Origin of the sequence: Haladaptatus pallidirubidus, from assembly GCF_020700235.1 — an archaeon.
Lineage (GTDB): Archaea > Halobacteriota > Halobacteria > Halobacteriales > Haladaptataceae > Haladaptatus > Haladaptatus pallidirubidus.
Map to the genome: position 1 here is coordinate 3551326 of NZ_CP085301.1, position 23218 is coordinate 3574543.

The 23218-nt window shown below is 60.2% G+C and carries 23 protein-coding genes; 7 read left to right on the top strand and 16 right to left on the bottom strand.

The annotated features are described in order from the left end of the window. Positions 1-72 precede the first annotated feature (72 nt). Both LIX15_RS19230 and LIX15_RS19235 read left to right on the top strand, forming a co-directional pair. Positions 73-2388 (top strand): DEAD/DEAH box helicase, encoded by a 2316-nt coding sequence (locus LIX15_RS19230; protein WP_227775151.1) that lies wholly within the window; start codon positions 73-75, stop codon positions 2386-2388. 49 nt (positions 2389-2437) lie between these two features. Further along, positions 2438-2890, top strand: a complete 453-nt coding sequence (locus LIX15_RS19235; protein WP_227775153.1) for a DUF7552 domain-containing protein — start codon at positions 2438-2440, stop codon at positions 2888-2890. Positions 2891-2907: 17 nt separating this feature from the next. Here LIX15_RS19235 and LIX15_RS19240 read toward each other — a convergent pair whose 3' ends face one another. The 5 genes from LIX15_RS19240 to LIX15_RS19260 form a co-directional block, all read right to left on the bottom strand. Then, a complete protein-coding gene (locus LIX15_RS19240; RefSeq protein WP_227775155.1) occupies positions 2908-3918 on the bottom strand; it encodes a DUF7544 domain-containing protein in 1011 nt (336 codons plus the stop codon). A gap of 59 nt (positions 3919-3977) precedes the next feature. Continuing rightward, on the bottom strand, positions 3978-4715 hold the full coding sequence (locus tag LIX15_RS19245) for a TrmB family transcriptional regulator (protein WP_227775157.1): 738 nt from the start codon (positions 4713-4715) through the stop codon (positions 3978-3980). Position 4716: 1 nt separating this feature from the next. Further along, positions 4717-7755, bottom strand: a complete 3039-nt coding sequence (locus LIX15_RS19250) for an MMPL family transporter (protein ID WP_227775158.1) — start codon at positions 7753-7755, stop codon at positions 4717-4719. A 158-nt stretch (positions 7756-7913) separates the two neighbouring features. Continuing rightward, a complete protein-coding gene (locus tag LIX15_RS19255) occupies positions 7914-8129 on the bottom strand; it encodes a hypothetical protein (RefSeq protein WP_227775160.1) in 216 nt (71 codons plus the stop codon). A 104-nt stretch (positions 8130-8233) separates the two neighbouring features. Further along, positions 8234-8944: a rhodanese-like domain-containing protein gene (locus LIX15_RS19260; RefSeq protein WP_227775162.1), complete on the bottom strand. Its 711-nt coding sequence runs from the start codon at positions 8942-8944 to the stop codon at positions 8234-8236. Positions 8945-9119: 175 nt separating this feature from the next. Here LIX15_RS19260 and LIX15_RS33715 point away from each other — a divergent pair, with 175 nt between their 5' ends. Together LIX15_RS33715 and LIX15_RS33720 are read left to right on the top strand one after the other, a co-directional pair. Then, positions 9120-9398 carry a squalene/phytoene synthase family protein gene (locus LIX15_RS33715; protein ID WP_390184140.1) on the top strand — a complete coding sequence of 93 codons (279 nt, stop codon included), beginning with the start codon at positions 9120-9122 and terminating at the stop codon, positions 9396-9398. Beyond that, on the top strand, positions 9314-9646 hold the full coding sequence (locus LIX15_RS33720) for a squalene/phytoene synthase family protein (RefSeq protein ID WP_390184139.1): 333 nt from the start codon (positions 9314-9316) through the stop codon (positions 9644-9646). Before LIX15_RS33715 ends, LIX15_RS33720 begins: the two co-directional genes overlap by 85 nt. Positions 9647-9689: 43 nt before the next feature. Here LIX15_RS33720 and thiC read toward each other — a convergent pair whose 3' ends face one another. Continuing rightward, a complete protein-coding gene (gene thiC / locus LIX15_RS19270) occupies positions 9690-11126 on the bottom strand; it encodes a phosphomethylpyrimidine synthase ThiC (protein WP_227775164.1) in 1437 nt (478 codons plus the stop codon). A gap of 102 nt (positions 11127-11228) precedes the next feature. Between thiC and LIX15_RS19275 the strand changes: the two genes are divergently transcribed. Next, positions 11229-12251 (top strand): NAD(P)-dependent alcohol dehydrogenase, encoded by a 1023-nt coding sequence (locus LIX15_RS19275; protein ID WP_227775166.1) that lies wholly within the window; start codon positions 11229-11231, stop codon positions 12249-12251. A 141-nt stretch (positions 12252-12392) separates the two neighbouring features. Beyond that, positions 12393-12695, top strand: coding sequence for a hypothetical protein (locus tag LIX15_RS19280; protein ID WP_227775167.1), 303 nt, complete (start codon positions 12393-12395; stop codon positions 12693-12695). 35 nt (positions 12696-12730) lie between these two features. Here LIX15_RS19280 and LIX15_RS19285 read toward each other — a convergent pair whose 3' ends face one another. Genes LIX15_RS19285 through LIX15_RS19325 form a run of 9 tightly spaced genes read right to left on the bottom strand, consistent with a single transcriptional unit; the run spans position 12731 to position 22245 of the window. Continuing rightward, positions 12731-13996 carry an FAD-dependent oxidoreductase gene (locus LIX15_RS19285; protein ID WP_227775169.1) on the bottom strand — a complete coding sequence of 422 codons (1266 nt, stop codon included), beginning with the start codon at positions 13994-13996 and terminating at the stop codon, positions 12731-12733. Between the two features lies 1 nt (position 13997). Beyond that, positions 13998-15086, bottom strand: a complete 1089-nt coding sequence (locus LIX15_RS19290) for a phosphotransacetylase family protein (protein ID WP_227775172.1) — start codon at positions 15084-15086, stop codon at positions 13998-14000. Further along, positions 15083-17185, bottom strand: a complete 2103-nt coding sequence (locus LIX15_RS19295) for an acetate--CoA ligase family protein (protein ID WP_227775173.1) — start codon at positions 17183-17185, stop codon at positions 15083-15085. The genes LIX15_RS19290 and LIX15_RS19295 overlap by 4 nt, the downstream gene beginning before the upstream one ends. 59 nt (positions 17186-17244) lie before the next feature. Beyond that, entirely contained in the window at positions 17245-17661 is a 417-nt protein-coding gene (locus LIX15_RS19300) for a GIY-YIG nuclease family protein (protein ID WP_227775174.1), read from the bottom strand. Next, on the bottom strand, positions 17658-18086 hold the full coding sequence (locus LIX15_RS19305) for a DUF4149 domain-containing protein (protein WP_227775175.1): 429 nt from the start codon (positions 18084-18086) through the stop codon (positions 17658-17660). The genes LIX15_RS19300 and LIX15_RS19305 overlap by 4 nt, the downstream gene beginning before the upstream one ends. A gap of 60 nt (positions 18087-18146) precedes the next feature. Further along, entirely contained in the window at positions 18147-18566 is a 420-nt protein-coding gene (locus LIX15_RS19310) for a YbaK/EbsC family protein (protein WP_227775176.1), read from the bottom strand. Continuing rightward, positions 18499-19182: a methyl-accepting chemotaxis protein gene (locus LIX15_RS19315; RefSeq protein WP_265338383.1), complete on the bottom strand. Its 684-nt coding sequence runs from the start codon at positions 19180-19182 to the stop codon at positions 18499-18501. Before LIX15_RS19315 ends, LIX15_RS19310 begins: the two co-directional genes overlap by 68 nt. A gap of 1 nt (position 19183) precedes the next feature. Further along, positions 19184-21007, bottom strand: a complete 1824-nt coding sequence (locus tag LIX15_RS19320; protein WP_227775177.1) for a methyl-accepting chemotaxis protein — start codon at positions 21005-21007, stop codon at positions 19184-19186. Next, positions 21004-22245 (bottom strand): ABC transporter substrate-binding protein, encoded by a 1242-nt coding sequence (locus tag LIX15_RS19325; protein ID WP_227775178.1) that lies wholly within the window; start codon positions 22243-22245, stop codon positions 21004-21006. The genes LIX15_RS19320 and LIX15_RS19325 overlap by 4 nt, the downstream gene beginning before the upstream one ends. 213 nt (positions 22246-22458) lie before the next feature. Between LIX15_RS19325 and LIX15_RS19330 the strand changes: the two genes are divergently transcribed. After that, the gene (locus LIX15_RS19330) at positions 22459-22833 is read left to right on the top strand and encodes a secondary thiamine-phosphate synthase enzyme YjbQ (protein ID WP_227775179.1); all 375 of its coding nucleotides are present in this window, start codon (positions 22459-22461) and stop codon (positions 22831-22833) included. Here the strand turns inward: LIX15_RS19330 and LIX15_RS19335 are convergent. Continuing rightward, positions 22826-23125: a zinc ribbon domain-containing protein gene (locus LIX15_RS19335; RefSeq protein WP_227775181.1), complete on the bottom strand. Its 300-nt coding sequence runs from the start codon at positions 23123-23125 to the stop codon at positions 22826-22828. The genes LIX15_RS19330 and LIX15_RS19335 overlap by 8 nt on opposite strands. Between the last annotated feature and the right edge of the window lie 93 nt (positions 23126-23218).

Here is a 23218-nt window from a genome sequence, read left to right on the forward strand (position 1 = left end):
AAGCGGTTCACGTCGTTATCACGACGTCCGCGTACGAAACCGGTTAGAGCCTTCACGTCCAACTTCCGCCCAGTGCAGGACACTATCGACTGGCTCCGCGGGCGGCCCTACTATGAGGGGCAAATTGCCCGGCACGAGACGATATCCGGGAACGACGGTGAGTTTCGGGAGATTTCCCTCGAATCACGTCTCGAATCGGCTCTCGCAGACCGCGGTATCGACCGACTGTATCGGCATCAGGCGGACGGCGTCGAAGCAGTTCGCGACGGGAACAATCTCGTTATCGCCACTCGAACAGCGAGCGGCAAGAGCCTCGCGTACACGATTCCGGCGTTCGAACGAGCGATAGATCACGGCGGGAGGACGCTCTACATCGCCCCGCAAAACGCGCTCATCAACGACCAAGAAGACACCTTATCGGAACTCGCCCGCGATTTGGGGTTCGGCAGTCGAGTTTCGGTAGACCAGTACACGGGGCGGCTCGATAAAAACGAAAAGCGGGCGGTGCGCGATCGTCGTCCGACCGTCGTCCTCACGACGCCCGATATGCTCCACTACGCCCTGCTTCCCTACGCCCACCGACTGTGGCACTGGTTTTTCAAGGGGTTGGAAACGGTCGTTATCGACGAAGTCCACGAATATCGGGGTGTTTTCGGAAGTCACGTTGCGCTCGTCCTCCGGCGACTCGCGCGAATTTGCGACCGATTTGACTCCGCACCCCAGTTCGTCTGCTGTTCCGCGACCATCGGCAATCCGGTCGAACACGCGAGCGCGGTGACCGGACAGCCCGAATCCTCGTTTCGCCTCGTGGACGAAGACGCGAGTCGAACCGGGCCGACCCACTGGGTGCTGTGGAATCCGCCGGAGTACGAAGACCCAAACCGCGGCAGTGGCAGACGAAAATCGAGTCACGCCGAGTCGAAGCGACTGTTCGCCGACCTCGTCACTCGCGACTACCAGACGTTGGTATTCACCCGCGCTCGACAGGCCGCGGAACGCTACGCGATGGAGAGTACCGACGAACTTCGACGGCGCGGAGAACACGGCCTCGCCTCCAAAATCTCGGCGTACCAGGCCGCGCTGCGAAACGACCGCAGGCGGGAACTGGAATCCGGCCTCCACTCCGGCGAGGTTCGTGGCGCGTGGAGTACGAACGCGCTGGAACTCGGCGTGGACATCGGCGGTCTCGATGCAGTCCTCCTCGACGGCTATCCGGGGACTCGGATGGCCGCGTTCCAGCAGGCCGGGCGTGCGGGCCGCGGAACCGACGCCAGCCTCGTCACGCTCGTCGCGGGAGAAGATCAGTTAGACCAGTTTTTGATGCGCAACCCCGACGAACTTTTTGCGGGCGACCCCGAGCGAGCAGTCGCCAATCCCGAAAACGAGGAGTTGCTTCCGAGCCACGTCACGTCTGCGGCCCGGGAAACGTGGCTGTCGGCGAACGACGAGAGATATTTCGGCGAGGGATTTCCCGAACTCGTTTCGAACCTCGAATCATCAGGACAACTGAAGCGCCGACAGACGAACGAGGGCATACGCTGGGTGTACGACGGCGACGGAAGTCCGCAGCACGAGATGAGCCTGCGAAGCATCGACGAGCGCGAAATCGACCTTCTCGACCGCTCCCGAAACGACGTTATTTCTTCGCTTCCGTTCAGCGATGCCCTGAGCGACGCCCATCCCGGGTCGGTCTATCATCACCAAGGCCAATCCTACGAAGTGGTTGACCTCGACCTATCGAAGGACGTGGCCGAGCTGTCGCCGACGTGGGCAGATTATCACACGAAAACGCTCCACGAAAAGGAAATTACGGTCGAGAGCGATACGGATGAAAAAACCCTCTCGACCCGCGACGACTGCGTCGTCCGGTTCGCCGACGTGACGATGCGAAAGCGAATCACCGGATTCGAGCGTCGAGACGCGAAGCGCGGCGAGACGCTCGGAAAGGAGTCGCTTTCTCTGCCGGAGCTGACGCTTCGAACCAAGGCGCTCTACTTCACAATTCCGGAGGACGTAGAGCAGGAAATCCGCGCCATGGGCGGCGATTTCGGCGGCGCGATTCACGCCGCGGAACACGGGATGATTTCCCTGTTTCCGCTGGAATTGCTCTGTGACCGTCGGGACATCGGCGGCCTCTCCACGCCGGTTCATCCGCACACCGGAAAGAGTACCATTTTCATCTATGACGGCTACCCAGGCGGTGTCGGTCTGACTCGCGAAGGCTACGAGACTGTCGAATCGCTCATGCGAAACACGGGGGAGATGATTCGCGCTTGCGATTGCGAGTCGGGATGTCCGTCCTGCGTGCAGTCGCCGCACTGCGGAAACGCGAACGAGCCGCTCGACAAACGCCTTTCGGCGCACCTGCTCTCCCTGCTTACAGAGTGAGTCGCAACCTTTTTAGGACAGCCTAAACCTAAATTAGGTTAGCCTAAACATGGACGACATCCTCCGGCAGACACGGAAGGAAATCGAGTCGTTGGCGGTCGAGAGCGGCCACGGTCGGTTTTCGGTGCTATGCGCGGAAACCGGCGAATGCCCGATGCCGATTACTGGAAAACAGTTCGAAGCCCACGACGACGCCTCTCGCGCCGTCCAACTCGCACGCGACTATCGCGACGCACTCCGCGAACACGACCCCGAAATCCCTCAATATCGGTTCGTCGTCACCGAAGAACCCGCGCGTCCGCTCCAGATGGCCGGCGTTCGCGAACGAACGAGCGGGACGCGCGCTAACGGACTTCCCCAAACACAGCGTTCCGTGACTGTCGCCAGCGATGGCAACGGGGAGTGGCTCACGATGGACAACGCTCCACTCGTCCATCTCGCGCGGGATTGCGGTCCCGTCGGCGACGATGCAGTTGGGAGACAACTCGATTCGAAACTGTAGGAACTCTGAGCGAATCCTCACCGAATCTCTTCTCGCAGTTCCGGAATAACGTCGAGTTGCCGGTTCGTATCACCCAGCACGAGCAGGGCGAAATACCGGAGGTAGGTTTGTACGGGCACCCGGATGATGGCGAGTACGAACAGCAAAAAGAGGATACAGAGGAGCACGAGCAGGCCGAACGAGGCCGTGAGCGGGATGCTCGACGTGATTGCGTTGAATGTGGGATTTCCGGACAGAACGTACAGCCCGATTCCGAGGATGGCAAACGGAATTAGCACGAAAAGACTCAGGATTCCGCCCACGATTCCGACGATGATTCCCGCCGCGATGCTAAGGGCGAATCGAAGCAAAACGTACATACCGTACTGTTTCCACTGACCGCGGAGCGTCGGCCAAAACGTCCGCCAGCCCGCGAGCACGCCGCCGCCGCGCAGTAGCATTACGGGAACAACGAAGTTCGTCGTCAGACCATCGACAAGGGCGACGATGAGTCCGAGAACGACCATCACCGGCAAAAAGACGAATACGCTTCCGAGGGCCACGTCCGCCGAGCCATCGAGGAGCGACGGAATGAAAACGAACAGAAATCCGACTATCGGAAGCAAAAGAAGGGTGAAGAGGACGACTCGGAACCCGAACAGTCGTACTCCCTGCACGAAGTACCGGCGGACATACGACCGGACGTGAACCTCGCGCGAGCGAAGCGATTCGACAAACGCGAACTCCATAATCGACCCGATGAAGGTGAGCACCAGCCAGACGAAAACCACCACTGCAACGACGGCGATTACGAGGACAATGAGTGTGTCGGTCGAAAACGGAATGTTCGGGAGTGGAGTTCCCGTTCCACCTCCCGTTCCACTCCCGCCACCGAACTGGAAGTTAGCACCCGGTGGCGACGTGCTCGTCCCGCCGACGAAAAGAATGATGACGGCGAGTTTCAACCACGTCCACACCTCGAACGGCAGGAGGAAGGCTTTGGTGGTCTCGATAGCGTCGTCCAGGGCTTCGACGGCGTACCACGGCATACCGGACGATTTGGCGGCTTGATATTTAAACTGTCGTGAAAATTTGGTCGGCAGAAACCTCAGTCCCGCGCCGCGTTTTCGAGTCGAGCGTCGATGAACTGACTCAAAATCGCCGCGAATCCGGTCTGCGAACTCCAAATCGCGTTCTCGTCGTCGCCGAGAACGCTGATAAGCACGGTATCGTCGTCCACGACGGCTACACGCCCTGCGCGGTGTTCTTCCGGCCCACCGGGCATGTCGATAATCGAGAGGTCTTCGACCCGGTTGTGAACGGAAGGGTCGTCTGTGACGACGAGAACGCTGACTCCCGCGTCGGCGCGCTCTCCGAGGGCGTCCGCGATACCGCGGGTGAACAACGAAGCGTCGTGAACCGCGAAAACGATTCTCGATTCGGCTTCCTCGATGAGCTGTTCGAGCCGACTGGAGATTGCATCGCGCCCATCGACAGACCACACGTCTTCGCGTTCCTCGTCGCCGTCCACGAACTCGTTCTGTGCGGTTTCGAGGTAGTCGAAGGCTCGCTGCTGAGTTCGCTCGAATCGGTCGCGGAGGTGCGATTTTGCGGCGTCCAAGCTCACGGGCCGGTACTGAATCGGTTTCGACTGCTGAAGCTCGACCAGTCCGCGCTCTTGGAGCGTTTCCGCCGCACCGTACACCTGTGACCGCGGAACGTCCGTCACGGTGTGGATGTCCCGAGCGGTTCCGGTGCCCAGTTTTTGCAGGGCGACGAACACCTTGGCCTCGTAGTTCGACAGGCCGAGGTCGGTGAGCGCGGAGATGGCGTCGTCTTCGTTCATCTCAATCCTCTCCGGATACAGCCGCGGTCGATTTCGTCTGGATGGTTCCACGAGCGCCCGGCCCGAAGTAGCGCGTCCAGACGACGAGCAGGCTCGGAAGCACCAACACGCTCGCGAGGAAGGCGTAGATGATAGTCAAGCCGGTGATGATACCGAACTGCTGGAGTGCGGGCAGAATGGCGAAGACGAGGACGCCGAAACCGCCGATCGTCGTCGCCGCACTGCCCAGCAGTGCGCCGCCGGTTCCGGTGAGTGCGACGTTCATTGCTTCCCAGACGGAGCCGCGTCGTTCCAGTTCGACGTTGTACCGCTCGGACAGGTGGATGCTGTAGGCGACACCCAATCCGACGGTAAGGCTCGTAATCATCCCCGTCAGGACGTTGAACGGCATACCGAGCAGGTACATCGTTCCCAGAATCCACGTCACACTGAACACGACGGGAAGCAGGGTGACCGCGCCGAGGGTCGCACTTCCTTCCGTGATGCGGTAGATGAGCATCAGGAAGGCGAACACCGAGACCATCGTGATGATGAGGCTCTGAATGACCGTGTCGAGCAGTTGTTTCTGGACGATTTCGAAGACGATTGCTTGACCGGTCGCGGTGGCTTCGAGGTCGCCGTCGAAGCCGTCCGCCACGTCGCGCATCTCATCGGTCACGTCGGCGCTCGCCGCGCCACCCTCGACCGAAATCGACATTCGCACCGCCTGATACTCGCCGTCTTCTCGGTGGACGGCGCTTGCCGCTTGCTCGGGGGCGACGGTGTACAGTCCGTCGTACACCTGTTTCAGGTTCTGGTCGGGAACGCCGTTTCCGTCGGTGTCGGCGGCGGTAAACGTCGCGTTAAACGATTCGTTCTGCGCCGCTACCTGTTCCATCACCGAGAGCGGACTCGTCACCTCGGGTTCGCCGTTCGAGAGGACGAGCGTCGTATCCTTGTCGGCGGCGTCGTCGCGCGCCTGCTGCACCTGTTCTAACGTATCGTCTTGGGTAATGTCACCTTGTATCAGGATTTGTGCCTGCGAATCCTCACGGACGAAGTTGTCGTTCACGTAGTCGAGATTCTTCTTCGCCGAATATTCGGCGGGTTTGAACGGCTCCGGCAGTTCCTTCGTCCACCCCGGTGGATCTTCCGCGAGAAAGTCTTCCTGTGCGAAACTGGTATCGACCTTCGTCGCACCGTAGGCGCCGCCAGCGCTGATGAGCACCGTGAGGACGATAACGACGAGCGGGGCTTTTCGTGCCGCAACCGCTCCGGCAGAGAGAACGCGACCGAGTCCGCCGCCGCCGGTACCGAACGCCCGTTTGGTACGGTCGTAGCCGCGGGATTCGAGGATTTCGTCGAGTTCGACTTTCAGCGCGGGAATCAGCGCGCCGAAGATGAGCAGTGCAGCGATGATGCCGATGGAACTCACGATACCGAAGTCCTGGATCGGCGGGAGGGGGCTGACCAAGTTCGAAAGGAATCCGATAACCGTCGTCGCGGTCACCCACGTCAGGGCCGCGCCGACACTGACGAGCGCGACTCGCATCGACCCGCGAACGCCTGCACCGGTATCCTGTTCACGTTCTTCCCGATGCCGCATGAAGACGTGAATCGCGTAGTCGATGGACAACCCGATGAGCAGCACGGGAACCGCGATGAACATCTGGTTGAACGTGATTCCGAGCCAACCCATGAAGCCGAACGTCCACACCAGCACGAGGACGATGCCGAAGACCCCGAGCAGGATGTCGAGCAGGTCGCGGTAGGCCACGAGCAAGGTCAGGATAACGAACAGCAGGGCGAGGGGGCCGACGATGGTCAAACTGTCCGTCATCGACTGGTTGATTTCCTCGCTGATGATGCCGCTTCCGAAGACCATGGCCTCTCGGTCGAACTCCTCGTCCGCAATGGACTGGATGGCCGACTGGGACTCGACGATAGCGTCAGACCCCTGACCCGGTTGCATCGACTGACCGTCCTGCTTCTGGAAAACCATCAGCATCGTCGCGTTCGCTTCGGTCGTACCGGGTTCGTACGACGTTGGCATGAACGCCAGTGCTTGTCCCGACATTCCGTCGGAATCGTTCGAGGAAAGCACCATCTCCGTCGTGCTATCGACCTGTGACTGATTCATCGACTCCAACCGCTCGATTTGCGCGGAAAGCGACGGGGTCGAACCGTTTTGAAGGTTTTCTCGTTTCTCCGTTAAGTTCTCGCTCCGGGTCTGGAGTTGTTCGTACTCCTCCGCCAAGACGCCCTGCGTACCGAGTTGGTACACCTGTTGGAACTGCGATTCAATCTCGCTCGTTCGCTCCTGATAGGCCGATTGGTTAATCTGACCTTGCTGGTAGGAGGCGTTCAATTGGTCGAGTTGGGCTTGCAGGCCGCGGGCCTGCTGTGCCGATTGGTTGAACGTGGCCGATTGATTCGCCGTGAGTTCGCTCGTCGCGTTCGCCCGTACCCCTTGTAGTTGGGTTTCTATCTCGCCCGCACGCTGGCGGTACGTTTCGTTGTCGATTTCGCCCGACTGCCGGGAGGCGTTCAACTGGTCGTACTGCGCTTGCAGTTCCCGCGTTTGGTTCAGCACGTCGCTCAACCGTCCCGCGGTCTGATTTAACTGCTGACTCCGTTGTTGGAGTTGTTCACCCTCCGCACGAAGTTCGGCACCTTTCTCCCGTTGTATCGCGCTGATGGCGATGACGTTCGCAACGCCACTAGTGGGGTTTTCGTCTACTAGCGTCTTGTTAACCGTCTCGTTTTCGCGGAGTTGCTGTTGGAACCGGAGGGCGTGCACCATCGTGTCCTTTGACAACACGTCGTCCCCACGGACGATCACCTGTACTGCGGTCGTGTTCTCTCGTCCGGTCGTAAAGTTCGAGTCGATATAGTCCAGTTTCTCCGCAGCCTCGCTGTCGCTCTGGAACTGATCGAGCGACGACGACTGTTCTATCATCGGCGCGCCCGCTCCGACGAGCACGGTCAATACGAGCAACACCGCGATAACCACGCGGCTGTGAGACGTTACGTTCTCGAAAATTCGATTGAGAAGGCTCACAGGCCCCCTCCTTGGTTTCGACTGTCTCGACTCATAGCTGTTGTTAGAATCCTACTGACAGCGTTATCAAAAAGATGGGGGTTTCGTTTTCCGGTGTGATACGAACGGACGATGGCCGCTCGGAACGCACGTGCACCGAAAAGAGGAAAATCAGCGATTCACTCGTCGCAGAACTTCTTCGCCTCCTCGGCGGTCATCGTCTTCCACTCGCCATCGTCGGTTCGAACCTGCACACAACCGTCCGGAATCTCCGCCTCTACTTCGACCGTTTCGACGTGTTCGCGCAGGAGATGCGATTCGTACTGTTTCCACGCAGACCGCTCCGACGGTGCGATGGCGACCCATCCACAACCGCGCTGACCGCACTCTATCATTAAGTAGCGTTCACTCGCCGGAGCGCATATAACAGTTCAGAAACGCTCGTAGCCCACTCGGGAGGGGAAAATCAAAAATAAAGAAGAGAAATTCGAAACGGCGACTATCCGGTGACGACGCGCGAGGAAAGTTCTTCGATGGTTCCCTCGACTTCGTACTCCGGCGTCTGGACAGTGAGGACGCTGTCCGGCGTCACGTCGTGGAATTTGACGTGGAGCGAGTACGAGCCGTCCTCCAAGATGCTGGTCGCCTCGTTCTGTCCGGTTTCGAGATGGCGCGCCCAGGCGTTGTCGCCGACGAATGCCGGGTCGGCAACGCCGTCGATGACGTACTTCTGTGGCGAGGCTTCGGTGTTTTGACCCGTAACCGGATACCCCTTCTCGTGCCACGCCCAGTAGCCCTCGTCGATAACGTACACGTTTTCGTATCCGTTCTGCATCAGTTTCCCCGCGCGCATCGAGGAGAGATGGTGCGGACAGCCACAGTAACAGATGATGCGTTCGTCCTTCGACCACGACGAAACCGGGTCGTTTTCCGACAGTCCGTCCGGTGCTGGACTGAGTACGGCCCCTTCGATGTGGGACGTATCGTACTGCGTCCGCCTGCGAGCATCCACGAATCGGCCGTCGTCCTGCTGATACCAGTCGTACACGTCGGAAAGCGGTGCAAGCGGGACGTTTTGACCGTATTGTTCTTTCGTGTCGTACCCCTCGTCGGACTGCGGATTCGACCCCGACCCACCTCCCAAACCGAGACAGCCACTCAGTCCTGCGACCGAAACCGCACTCGCCGCGAGGAACTTTCGTCGATTCATTGCTATGGAACCGTAGTAACCACCCCAGTATCAATTTTATCATGGTCATTTCACGCGAAAAATCGCGGAGAAAATGGGCCTCACAGCTGAGTTTACAAGGATTCTCAAACCAGTTTGGCAACGTCTTTTTTCAAACCTCCGCCGTACGATCTTCTGTTCTCGGGGCAAACATGCAATGAGAGACACGCACGTACAAGCGGGGAAGTCGATACAACAGCAGACGGGGAAGACGTTCCATCTCGCCACGCGACTCCTGCCAAAGCAAGTTCGCCACCCGACGTACGTGTTGTACGGGTTCTTCCGCGTCTGCGACGACGTCGCCGACGAAGAAATCGAGAACTTCGAGTTTCCGGAAGTTTCGCAGCCGCCATGCGCGACGAACTCTGTCGGGCGGAATCGCTGTACCGTGACGGCGTCGCAGGAATCCAGCACCTCCCAGAATATTGCCAGTTGACCGCGCTAGTTTCGGCGGTATTGTACGCGGATTATCACCGCGCGATTCGAGCGCAGGGCTACGACGTATTTTCGAAAGAGCCGTCGCTCGGAAGCCTGCGAAAACTCTCGCTCATCGCCCGGACGCGCTGGCATTGGCGAAAGATGCGTAACCCGGAAACGGTTTTCCGCGCGGTGAGTTCCATTGCCACCCCAAAACGCGGACGCAAAGACTTCGACCCTCGGGACACGGTTCCGACGCGGCTCTGACGCGGTCGCCGAACGTCCGAAATCCGCGCGGTCGGTGACTGTTTCAGTCGTCCGCGTGACCTTCTTCCCGACGGAGGAAGGCCGGTAGCTTCGGTACGGCGGTCGTATCGTGCAGACCGGTCGGTGGGAGGTTGACATCCGCGGCGAGCGATTCGTCCAAGTCCGTCTCGGCCCGGAGCGATTCCATCTCACCGTCGCTTTCGCGGGCGTCCTGGTCGATGCGCATCGAGCAGAATTCGACCCCGCACATCGAACAGAAGCGAGCTTCCTTGTAGTTGTCCCCCGGGAGCGTCTGGTCGTGATACTCGCGCGCTCGTTCCGAGTCGAGAGCGAGATCGAACTGACGCGACCAATCGAACTCGTAACGCGCCTCTGAGAGCGCATCGTCCCAATCGCGAGCGCCGGGCAGACCGCTCGCCACATCTCCAGCGTGTGCGGCGATCCGGTACGCCGCAAGGCCGTCCCGAACGTCGTCTTCGTCCGGAAGCCCGAGGTGTTCTTTGGGCGTGACGTAACACAGCATCGCGGCACCGGCGCGAGCCGCCTCGGTCGCACCGATAGCGCTCGTGATGTGATCGTATCCGGGCGCGATGTCGGTGACGAGTGGACCGAGAACGTAGAACGGCGCACCATCGCACGCCTCTTGCTGTCGTTCGACGTTCATCTCGATTTCGTCCATCGGGACGTGTCCCGGCCCTTCAACCATGACTTGGACGCCGCGATCTCGCGCCGTTCGGGTCAGTTCGCCGAGCGTCTCCAATTCAGCGAACTGCGCCTCGTCGCAGGCGTCGGCGAGGCATCCCGGACGGAGACCGTCCCCGAGGCTGAACGTGACGTCGTGCTCGACGAAGACGTCACAGATCTCCTCGAACGATGCGTAGAGCGGATTCTGCATCCCGTTTTCTTCCATCCACTTGGCGAGGATCGAGCCACCGCGGGAGACGATACCCGTTTTACGGCCGTCGGTGAGCGGGAGGTGTTCCATCAACACGCCCGCGTGAATCGTCATGTAATCGACGCCCTGCCGGGCCTGTTTCTCGATAACGTCGAGCAGTAGTTCGTGCGTGAGGTCGGCTACGTCGTCCACGAGCGTGACCGCCTCGTAGATCGGAACCGTTCCGACGGGAACCGGCGAGTACTCGACGTTCGTCTCCCGGATCTCGTCGAGGGTTCCGCCCGTGCTTAGATCCATCACCGTGTCGGCTCCGTAGTGGATCGCAGCGTGAAGCTTTCGAAGCTCGCCCTCGCGATCGCTCGTCGTCTCGCTGTTGCCGATGTTCGCGTTCACCTTCGTGGCGAACTCGCGTCCGATGATCATCGGGTCGAGCGCCTCGTGACCGCGGTTAGCCGGAATGACGGCCTGCCCGTTCGCAACCTGTTCTCGGACGAATTCCGGCGCTCTATTTTCTCGCTCAGCGATCCGTTCCATTTCAGAGGTGAGTTCGCCGTTCCGGGCGCGCTGGAGTTGTGTCTTCGACATCAATTACCCAGTGATACCATAGAGTAATAAGCGTTGCACACGACGCGCGAAACGCGACCGTTTCCACGCAACGTTCAGGCCGTTCGAGCACGAAGCGCCGGTATGCACGTCGCAGTCCTCGACGAACCGGGGTCGCTCCGCGTCGAAGAACGGGAGCGCCCCGAACCCGCGCCGGACGAACTGCTAGTCAACGTCCGCGAAATCGGAATCTGCGGATCGGATGTACACTACTACGAACACGGAAAAATCGGCGACTACGTGGTCGAATCCCCGCTCATCCTCGGCCATGAAAGCGCGGGCGAAGTCGTCGCAGTCGGCGAAAGAACGGGGTTCGAACCGGGCGATAGGGTAGCTCTCGAACCCGGCGTCCCCTGCCGTCGATGTGCCCACTGCAAGCGCGGCGAGTACAACCTCTGTCCCGACGTGACGTTCATGGCGACCCCGCCGGACGACGGCGCGTTCGCGGAGTACGTCGCTTGGCCCGCCGACTTCGCCTATCGACTCCCCGACTCGGTGTCACTGCGCGAAGGCGCGCTCTGTGAACCACTGAGCGTCGGGATTCACGCGGCCCGCCGCGGCAACGTTGACGTCGGCGATTCTGTCCTCATCACTGGGTGCGGGCCAATCGGCCTGTTGGCGATGGAAGCGGTGCGCGCCGCCGGAGCAACCGAAGTGTTCATCTCCGACATGGTGCCCGAAAAACTCCGGACGGCCGAATCGCGCGGTGCCGACGCCGTCATCGACGTTCGGGAAGAAAATCTCGCGGGCGCAGTTGCGAACCTCACGGACGGCGACGGCGTCGATATCGTCATCGAAGCCTCGGGCGCGAAACCCGCGATTCGTTCGACCATCGATTCGGTGCGGCGCGGCGGTACCATCGTTCTCATCGGACTCGCACAGAACGCGGAAATTCCGCTCGATACGGGCGAAATCATCGACAACGAACTCGACCTGTTCGGGTCGTTTCGCTACCGGAACACGTACCCCGCCGCGATTGACCTGCTGGCCGACAACGTGGTCGATGTCGAAGGAATCGTGGATTTCGAGTCGGGATTGGACGACATCGACAAAGCGTTCGAGCGGGCGATGAACGAGGAGACGGTGAAGGGAATGATAACGATTTAATCGACGGGACAATAGTCAACGTGGTACGCTCTCACAGAAATTTTTACTCAAAAGTGAGTAAGACTTATTAACTACACCTCCTTACGATGATTCGATGAAACAGATAGCCTTCCAAAAGACAACCGGAACGAGGATTGTAGAATGATGTGGCAGGACGTCGTTTTCCTCGCCGGAAGCGTCTTTTCACTCCTCGTTCTCGTACCGACCCTTCGCGATTCGATGGCGAACATTCCGCTCGGTACCTCGCTCCCGTCAGCAACGATAGGGGTCGTCTACGGAACCGCGTTTTTCTCTCTCGGGATGAGTCTCTCCGCCGTCGGATCGTTCCTCACGGGGATCATGTGGAGCCTCATCGCGGCACTTCGTTCGCCGCACCCGTTTAACACCCCCGACGACGAAACGGCTCGATCTGCTCGTTACTCCGGATCGCAGCACGCGGACTAGCCCAATCGGTTCGCTCGAACGCTCACAGTCGTAAATCACGACGTTTCTTCGAACGCCGCGGTATCGACTGACACGTCCTTCGCCCCGAGTGCGAACGTCTCCCACGTTCGCTGAAAACCGGATGTTTTCGGGGCCACCGCAAACAGCGTTCGAGCGAGAGGTGCGCCAATCCACCCCGGAATCGAGTCGTGATGCAGAACGTACCACGACAATGCTCGTTCTCCCCGTCGTTGGAGTCGAACCACTTCCTCGATGGCGGGACGACGAATCGACTCGAATCGGCGCAGTCGTCCCGCGGGAATCGCGCCCTCGCTTCGTTCCAGTGCGTTCACGATTGTCGAGTGAGCAACTATCGCGTCCTGAATCGCCAATCCGTTCCCCTGTCCTCCGACCGGCGAGGCGACGTGCGCCGCGTCGCCGAGCAAGAGCAACCCATTGCCAATCCACTTCTCGGCTACTCCGGGTTCGATGTGCAGGAGCGAACACTGGTCGAAACTTTCGAGATGGCGGGCGAGCGTCGGTTCGACCGCCCCGATTTGTCTTCGAAGATGGTCGATTCCGCGCTTCCGAATCTCTGGATAGGAACCCTTCTCGATGAACCACCCCGCTTGTGCATCTTCCTCGCCAAGTCCGAAGTAGAGCACTATCCCGTTGCTCTCGATTCGTCCCTGTGCCGTGGACTGAACGGCATCCGCCGGAAGCTTGAACCAGAGCAGTTCTACCTCGGAAGCCAACAGTCCGGGGTCGATTCCAGCAACCTCTCGAACCGTCGAGTATCGCCCATCGGCACCGACGACGAGGCGACTCCGCAATTCAATCGTCTCGTCTCGTTCTCGGTCAGTCCCGCGCACGCCGACGACATCGCCATCCTCGGATAGGAGGTCGGTCACGGTCGTTGCGTGGCGGAACGTGAAATTCTCGAACTCGCTCGCCCGGTCGATGAGCAACCGAAGCAGCGCCGGTTGCTCCATCAGAATCCCGTAATCGTACGGCTTCGGCATTCGGGAGAAATCTACGATTTCATACGGGCGTCCGAACACCGTCAAGGCGGGTCGGCGGACTTCGTCGTGGTCGAGCGAGCGAACGTCGTCCAACACACCCATCTGGTCGAACAGTCGAAGAACGAGCGGTTGAAACAAGTAGCCTCGAAATTCTCGGTCGAGGTCGGCGTGTCGTTCCAGCAAAACGGTTTCGACGCCGCTTCTGGCGAGGAGATAGCTCAACACACAGCCGCCGGGACCGGCACCGACGATGACCACCTCCGAGTTTTGTGTAGTCGTATCGTAACCGCGTTCGGCCATTCTACTCCTCGTTCTCGCCGTTTTCCTCCCTCGAATCACCGAGCAGCGCGTCCACGTCGGCGTGGTCGTGCAGAAGCCCCCGCATTCGTTCGACCGTCTCTTCGTCGCGGGTTCGACCGCTCCGAACCACGTCTTCCGCGCGTTCGATTGCCGTCAGGGTGTCGCCTTGCACGAGCAGGATTGGGACGTTTTTCTCCTCCGCCTTCCCGATGACTGCTCCGGGCGGGCGAAAGCCCCCCGTCAGAATCAGGCATTTCACGCCGGGCGCCTCCAGCGCGACGGTTTGCAGGTCGGGGCGGTCGCCGCCGGTGACGAGGACGGCGTCCTTCGTCCGGCGAAGGTGGCGAAGCGCCTTGTCGCCGCTCATCGCACCGACGAGGAAGCGTTCCACGAAGGCGTCCGTGTCGCCCCCGGTCAGCACCTCGGCGTTGAGTTCGGTCGCCAATTGGCCGACCGTGACGCCCGCGAGGTCCTGTTGGCGTGGAACGACGCCGAGAACCGGAATTCCTCTCCCTTCGAGGAACGGAACCACGTCCGTATCGAGCGGGTCGAAATCCGTGTTGGCCACGGCGTTGAACAGGACGCCGGAAAGTCGGTCGCCGACGTCGTTCACCGCGGCGAGCAGGTCGTCAACGTCGCTTCCGTTTCGGTAGTGCGAGATGAGCAGCACCTTGGCGTCAAGCAGTTCGGCCACGTCGGGGTCGGTAAGTTCCACGATTCCGCCCGTCGTGAGCTTGCCGCCGCCCTCGATTATCATTAAATCGTGACCCTCGGCCAGCGAGTCGAAACTTTCCCGAACCTGTTCGCGGAGTTCGTCGGAACTCTCCCGTCCTCGAATCGCCTGCTGGATGAACGTCGGCGAATAGACGATGGGTTCGAGTTCGTGCATCTCGGCGTCCAACTCCAACAGCTCGCGGGCCAGCATCGGGTCTGCGTCGAGCGTCTTGCCAACGTTGCTCTGGAGTCTGGTTCCTTTGGGTTTCATGTAGCCCACCGACAGTCCGCGCTCCTGTGCGAGTCGCGCCAGAGCGAGGGCGACGGCGGTCTTGCCTGTGCTTTCTTCGGTTGCTGTGACGAGTATCGTGTTCATAGTTCGTCGGTGTCCACGGTCAGTCGAATGTCGATAGCTTGCACGCCGTCGGGCGTGGCGACGAGGGGGTTTACGTCCAGTTCGAGAATCGCCGGGAAGTCGGTGACGAGTTGCGACAGTCGTTGAATACTTTCGACGATGCTTCCTACGTTTGCGGCGTCGCGGCCCCGCGCTCCTCGAAGCAGCGGCGCGGTTTCGATGTCGTTCACCATCTCGCGGGCCTCGCGTTCGCTCACGGGTGCGACCCGGAACGTCGTATCTTCGATGATTTCCACGAAGATGCCGCCCAATCCGAACAGCAGGAGCGGGCCGAACTGCGGGTCGCGGTTCATCCCGATGATGGTTTCGGTGCCCGAATCGAGGTTCACCATCTCCTGCACCTGTACGCCGAGAATCGTCGCGTCGGGTTGGTAGTTGCGCGCCCGCGTCACGAGGTCTTCGTAGGCGTCGTACACGTCCTCGTCCGGAACGCCGACTTTCACGCCGCCGATGTCGGATTTGTGCAGGATGTCGGGTGAAACGATTTTCATCACGACATCGCCCTCGATGTCCTGTGCGGCGTTCACCGCGTCCTCCGGGGCTTCCGCGATAGCTCCCTTCGGCGTCGGGATTCCGTAGGCCGAGAGCAAATCCATCGCTTCCACGCCGAGGCGGTTGTCGCCGCGGTCTTTCGCCCGTGAGAGGATTTCCTCCGCGTGTTCTTCGTCCACCTCGAAGCGGGTCGGGTCTTCGTATTCGCGCTCGCTGATGTCGCGGAACGTGGCGAGGGCGTCTAAGCTCCGAACTGCGCGCGCCGGGTCGAAGTAGTTCGGAATCCCGTCCTCGCGGAGGGTTTCTTCTGCATTCTCGGTTCGTTCGCCGCCCATCATCGCCGCGGCGACGGGTTTGGCGTGCTTCGCTTGGAGTTCGCCGATTACCTCGGCGAGTTCTCCGTAGTCGAGCACTGCGGTCGGTGCGGAAAGCACGACCGCACACCCGACGTTATCGTCGGCTAACGCGATATCGACGGCTTCCGCGAAGCGGTCGATATCGGCGTCTCCGATGGTATCTATCGGATTGTAGATGTTGGCCTCCTCGGGGAGGGCCTCGGAAAGCGCGGACAGCGTGTCCTCCGAAAACGACGCCAGCGACAGCTCCGAATCGCCGACCGCGTCGGTGGTCATCACGCCCGGTCCGCCCGCGTTCGTGACGATTGCCACGTCGTCCTTCTCGGGGAGCGGTTGCCCCGCCAATATTTGTGCGAAATCGAACAGTTCCTGGACTGTATCCACCCGCAGGACGCCCGCCTGTTCGAGACCCGCTTCGTAAGCCCGGTCGCTTCCCGCCAGCGTCCCCGTGTGCGAGGAGACGGCTTGCGCCCCGGCGTCGGTTCGTCCCGACTTGACCATCACGATCGGCGTGTCGTCCGTCGCCTCGCGCGCGGACGAGATGAACTCCCCGCCGTCCTCGACGCCTTCGAGGTACGCAAGAATCACGTCCGTATCCGGGTCGTCGCCCCACGCTCGGACGAAATCCGTTTCGTCCAGCACGGCCTTGTTGCCGAGCGAGACGACGTCCTTGAAGCCGAGTCCCTCGTCGTTAGCCCAGTCGAGCACCGCGGTGATGAACGCGCCCGATTGGCTCATGAACGACATCGACCCGGACAGGGCGTTCTCCGGCCCGAACGTCGCGTTCAAACCGAGGGGCGTGCTCATCACCCCGAGGCTGTTCGGGCCGACGAGGTTGATGTCGTACTCCTCGGCGACTTCCTGCAACTCCCGTTCTCGTTCGGCCCCTTCGCTTCCCGTCTCGCCGAATCCCGCGGTGATGACGACGACGTTTTCGACGCCCGCCTCGCCAGCGCCGCGAACCACATCGACGGCGACGTGCGGCGGGACGACCACCACCGCGAGGTCGACGTCGGGCGCGGACGCGAGGTCGGGGTAGCAATCCAGCCCGAACACCTCGTCGTAGTTCGGGTTCACCGGCACCGTCTCGCCGTCGAAGTCGTCGCGCAGGTTCGTCACGATAGCGCGACCGATGGAGCCTTCGCTCTCTGTCGCTCCCACGACTGCGACGCGCGACGGCGCGAAAAGGTCTGAAAGTACGCGGTCACCCATCAGTTGAGGGTCGGTGGGGAACGGATTAAAAGTAGTCCCCGTCTTTCAAATTTCGAGAATCAATTCCTCTCCAGTTCGTGCGCCCGTCGAACCGCCGATTCGAGGGTGGTCTTTTCGGAGGCGAAATGAAGGTGCGTTCCGCAATTACAGTCCGACGCCCCGATTCCGGAAATCGGCGAAACCTCTCCATCGAGGTTTCGGACGACCTCGCACTCCACGTCTTCCCCGGCAGTTCGCACGTCGTCATCCAACCGCGATTCCGGACTTCCGAGTAGATAGTCGATGTGCCAGTGACGGGCGTCGTTCTCCCTGGCCGCGACTCGCGCGTGGCGCGCCACGCGCGAGAAACCGCCCCGTCCGAAGGCGCTGCCGGTGTAAGCGTACCACCCCAAATCGAGTCCCCTCGTTCCTTTCGCACCAAATTCGATTTTGGTGGCGGTTTCGAGTTCGACCAGCAGGGTGTACGTCCCTTTCATAGATGCGAGAGGACGAGCGCGCCGGCCACCGCGAGCATGGTCACGCCGTTCAGTATCACCGACTGCTTGTGGTATTTTGCGAATCCCTCGTCGCCCGCTTCCTCCATCTTCGGGATGAGTCTGGCATTGGCGTAGATGGTCGCGGCGAGCGCCACCAGCACGAGCGGTGCGACTAAAAATGCGGAAATCGATTCGAGCATTTCCTCGCTCCCGGCGATTATCGCGGCGCTGACCGCGGTAAATCCGAGAATTTCGCCGAATTCGTAGTATTTCGGAAAAATGGCGTTCACCACCTGTCCTGCGCCGCCGTCCAACACGTCGAACGTCGTGGGTGCGCCGATGAACGAGAAGAAAACCATTGCTCCGAACCACATGCCGAGGGTTGCATTCAGCACAACCAGCATGCCGGTTTCGAGGAGGGTCATGGCAGAACAAACGAACGGAACCGAAATCGGTGTTTCGTTTGTTACTCGAGTTTTCCGGTCTCACTCGCTCACGTCCGCGACGGTGGCTCCAGACAGCTCCCGTAGTTTCTCGGGAGAAATCGGAAACACGGCTTTCGGCGTTCCCGCCGCACCCCACACCGTCTCAAATTCGGTGAGCGTCTCGTCCAGATAAACGGGTAGTTCGCTGTCGTGGCAAAAGGGCGGCACGCCGCCGATGGACCAGCCGACGGTGTTTCGGATTTCGTTGGCGTCAGCCATCCCCACCTCGGTTTCGGGTACCTCGCGCAACTCCGCGAGCTTTTCCTCGCTCATTCGATTCGCGCCGCTGGTGACGACCACGACGAGGTCGTCACCTGCACGAAAGACGAGACTGCTGGCGATTTGAGCCACATCACAGCCGATTGCTCGGGCGGCGTCTTCGGCGGTTTTCGTCCCTTCCGGAAACTCGTGAACGTCCACGTCGAAGTCGTATTCGTTTCGGGCGCGGTCTTCGAACTCGCTGGCTCGTTCGTGCATGACGGAAATGTTGTTCGAAACGCCAAATCGGTGATGGTGGCGGTAATCGAAACTCATCGCCGGACCGAAAAAGAGGAAAACCGATTCTACTGCGATCGTCAGAATCGTCCGCGTCGTCCTGATACGCGACGTGGAAGTCGTCAACCGTAGCTGCGAGCGACTCGGCTTTCCGGGCGAGCGATTCGGCGCTCTGGGACACTTCGCCGAGGGATGCAGTTTGCTCTTCTGCGGCGGCCGCGACGTCCTCGGCTTCTTCGGCAATCTGCTCTCCGATTTGGCTCACATCGTCCACCATGGCGACGACGTCCGCGGTCGTCGCCGCCTGCTCGTCCGTCACGTCGTTTATGTCCTCGACGGTCACTTCCGCTCTCGCTCGAACGGTTTCGATGCGTTGTTCGATGTCGCCGACCGCCTCTTTCGTTTCGTTTGCGAGTTCTTTCACTTCGTTCGCGACGACTTCGAAGCCGTCGGTGGAACCGTCCGCACTCGCCGCCTCGATGTTCGCGTTCAACGCGAGCATGTTCGTCTGGTCGGCGATGGAGCGAATCAGTTCGACCACGTCACCGATGCGTTCGATTTCCGTTTCCAGTTCTTCGATGTGTTCCCGATTCGATGGCCGCCATCTCTTCGATTGCGGCCTGTGCCGCCTCCCGACCGTCCTCGCCGAGCGTTTCCGCGTGGTTGGCCGATTCGGCGACTTGGTCGGCGGAGGCCGCGATCTCTTCGATGGTCGCCGACAGCTCGCTCATCTCTCCCGCGGTGTGTTCGAGGCGTTCGGACTGCTCGACCGCCCCTTCGGACATCAACTGTGTCGATTCGGTGACCTGCCGACTCGCCTGTTCGATTTCGTCGGTGCTCGCGGTCACTTCCTGACTCGCCGCGGTGACGGTTTCCGCGAACTCGTTGACGTCGCGTATCGTCGCTTCGAGTTCGTCCATCATCTGGTTGAACTCGCGGGCGATGTCGGTCATCGGTTGCGTCGGGCTTTCCGTCGCCATCCGCTGTGTGAGGTCGCCGTCCGCGGCCTGCCCCATCACCGTACTGAACTCGTTGGCCTTGCGCTGAAGCGCCGCGTTGAGTTGCTCGGCCTCTTGCTGTGCCGACTCCGCCCGCGCCTGCGATGCCTCCGCCTCGGCGCGGGCGCGTTCGATATCCGTCACCATCGCTCGAAGGTCGGTTCGCATTTCCTCTAGCGTCTCGCCGAACTCGCCGGGAACCTCCTTATCGAACACCGGCGCGTCGAACTCCTTCCGAGAGAGGGCGTCCGCCTGTTCTGCCACCGTATTCAGGTATTCGTGCATGGATTCGAACGAACCGAACAACGTTCCCATCTCGTCTTCTCGTTTCGTTTTCGGGAGTTCCGCGTCGAGTCGTCCGGCGGAAATCTCGTCCGCCGTCTTCGAAACGGTCGCAAGCGACTGCGCGGTTCCGCGGCCGATAGAGAGTCCGACGACCACGAGCATCAGCACGGCCATCACCACGAGTACCCCGATGTTCTGCGTAACGTGTGTTTGGAGCGCGAATGCGGATTCGACCGGAACCTGATACAGCAGAATCCAGTCCGTTCCGACGACGGGCGTGTACGCCATAACCGCCGACTTGCCGTCGGCTCCGGACGTTCGTTTGATGTCGCTGTTACCCGAGAGACCGTCCGCGATGGCGGCGCTCGCGTCGTCACCGTACCCCGACAGCAAGCGGGCGTTCTGGTTGTCGAGAACCACGGTTCCCTCTCCGTTCACGACCGTCATGTCGCCCGTCGCAATCGGCGACGAAAGAGCGTGTGAACGCTCGGTCAGCGACGTCGTCATGACGACCATCCGATTCGAATCGGCGGTCGGTGCGACGAACGCGGTCACCGGTTCGCCGCTCTCCTCGTACGGATTCATCACTTGAACGGAATCCGAACCGGACACGGATAGCGAGCCGTTCGCCCACGCGGCGTCGCTCGCCGACGGTGATGTCCCGACTAACTCGTCCGTCGTGCTGGCGAGCACCGTTCCGTTTCGGCTATCGACGTAGTGAATCGCCCGCACATCGTTCGGGAGGTCGATGAGTTTCCGCTCGACGAGCGCCTGTCGCTCCGAGTTGGTCTGATTCGCGGACACCGATTCGGCGAGGAACCGCGTCGTCGAACGCTTCTTCGTGACCCATTTGTGCAGGGCCTCCGCCTCGCCTTTCGCCGAGTTGTTGATTTCCGTGCGGTTTTCTTCCTGCACGAGCTGTTTGGTGTCGAAGTGGATGTAGAACCCGATAGACGAGATGAGAATCAGTATCGTGAACAACACCGTCCCGAACTTCGCTGCGTAGCTTCGCCTGATTCGCGTCGGGAGCACTCCCTCGATTCGGCTCTGGATACCGCGACGGGAATCGTCGGAGTCGGTCACTGTTCCATCTTCCCTTCGAAAAAGGACGAACGCAGGAGTTCGAGTTCGGTGATTGCGCCCCCGTCCACCTGCTCGATGATGTAGGCGTTGAGCGGTTCGAGATTCGCGTTCAAATCGACCGAACTCGACGCACCTTGATAGTTCACGTCCCTGCCAGCGTCGATGAGCGTACTGGCGCGCTCGAAGTCATCGACCGAAACCGTCTGGCCGCGTCCGCCCGAAACGGAGACGAGGTTGTTACTGATGGCGGTCGCAGACGCTTCTCCTGCACTTTCCATCGCGAGGGCCATTAAAAACAGACCGTCGTAGGCCTGCTGCGTGTAGGCCGCGAGCGGCGCGATGTCGCGGAGTTTCTGTTCGAGTTCGATGGCGCCGGTCGTGTTCGTCGCGGCCACCGACGCGCTGTACATGCCGTCCATGTGCGGGGGAATCTCGCTCGGAAGGAGTCCTTCGCTGAGGACGTATTCGCCCTCGTAGGAACTCTCGACCAGCGCTTCGAGAACCGTCGTGTTACCGGATTCACTGGCGAATGCGACCGCATCCGCACCGGACTCCACAATTTTCTTGATTTCCATCGAATACGTTTCCCGTCCGGTCGGGAACGGGACCGATGCGACCACGTCGCCGGAAACGTTGGATTCGATGGTATCCGCGAGTCCCGCACCGAAGCTGTTGTCCACGTACAGAGTAGCAACGCTTTCCACACCGACGTAGCGGTCACTGTTGAGCACTTTCGCCATCACGAGCGCCTGCTGGATGTCGTTCGCGGCGGTGCGTCCGAAGAACTTCGTCCCGTTCGACAGACCCGCCGTCGCAAGCGCGGGATGCGTACTCGACGGACTCACCGCGAAGATATCTTTGTTCGGCAGTTCCTCCGCGAGAACCATCGCGATGTCGGTGACGACCGGGCCGACGAATCCGATGACACCGACATCGGAGAGCGTTTTCAGTGCGTCTTTCGCCTGTTTCGGGTCGAGTGCGGTGTCTTCGACCGTGAGTTCGATTTCGCGGCCGAGTGGGCCACCTTCCTGATTTACATCGGTGACCGCCTGCTCGATTGCTCGTTGATGGTGTTCGGCGACGGTTCCGAGAAAGCCATCGGCCGATAGGGGAAGAACCGCACCCAGTTGAATCGGTGAACGGCCGAGTTTGCCACCGAGACAACCGGCGAGTGCGCCGGTCGCTGGAAGTGTACTGGCGAGACGAATATATATTATTCTCCACACATCAGTATTCATATATACAGATGAATAGGCAAATCGAGGATAATCCTTTCGGTTCACATATCAGTCGTGATAATTGGCGGGTTATTTGTTGACAGTATAACGCTGATTCGACGTAACACGCAAAAGTTGCAAGGCAGGGACGGATGACAGTCGGTCGCAAACGAACGTTTCATATTCACAACGCTACGAAGCGATGGTTTAGAACCTGCGGGTCGAAGACGGGGTATGGAGTTCGAAGTCAGCACGTCGAAACGAGTGGACGTCGTCGATATTACCGAGCAGATTGAACGGCGGGTTTTTTCCGATGCCGATACCTGTACCGTTTTCGTCCCGCATACGACCGCGGGTGTGGTCGTGAACGAGAACGAATCTCGGCTGCTCGCCGACCTCGAAACTGCTCTTTCGTCGCTCGTTCCCGAGAGTGGAGGATATCAGCACGACGAGGTAGACGACAACGCGGACGCACACTTACGTTCGTTGCTTCTCGGTTCCAGCGTTACGATTCCCGTCACGAATGGCAGCCTCGCGCTCGGCACGTGGCAGTCGGTACTGTTCGTGGACTGCGACGGCCCGCGAACCCGGCGAATTATTATCAGATAAACCGCGTGCCGCAGTTCGTACACTCGACTTTCTTCTTGCCCGTGGCGGTTCGCTCCACCGAGAGCGAACCGCCGGAACTGCACTCCGGACAGACGCTCTTCCCAGTTTCGCTGGCTTGGTGCTGTGCCATCCACCGCAGGTTTTTCTCGGCGTGGTGGAGGCGGTCTTTCGTCGTTTCGAGCTCGTCGCGAAGGGCTTTGACTTGCGATTGGAGGTCATCCGCCTGCGAATCGTTCGTCGTCTGCTGGTCGTCCGAGGTGCCCGTCGTGGTTTCCGATTCGTTTACCGTCATTGCTATCTATCCTTGTTGCGTGCTATCTCTAGTCACATCAGGGGAGAATAAAAGCTTGTGGGCAAAAGTTGCGGGAACCAATCGCGTGTGAAA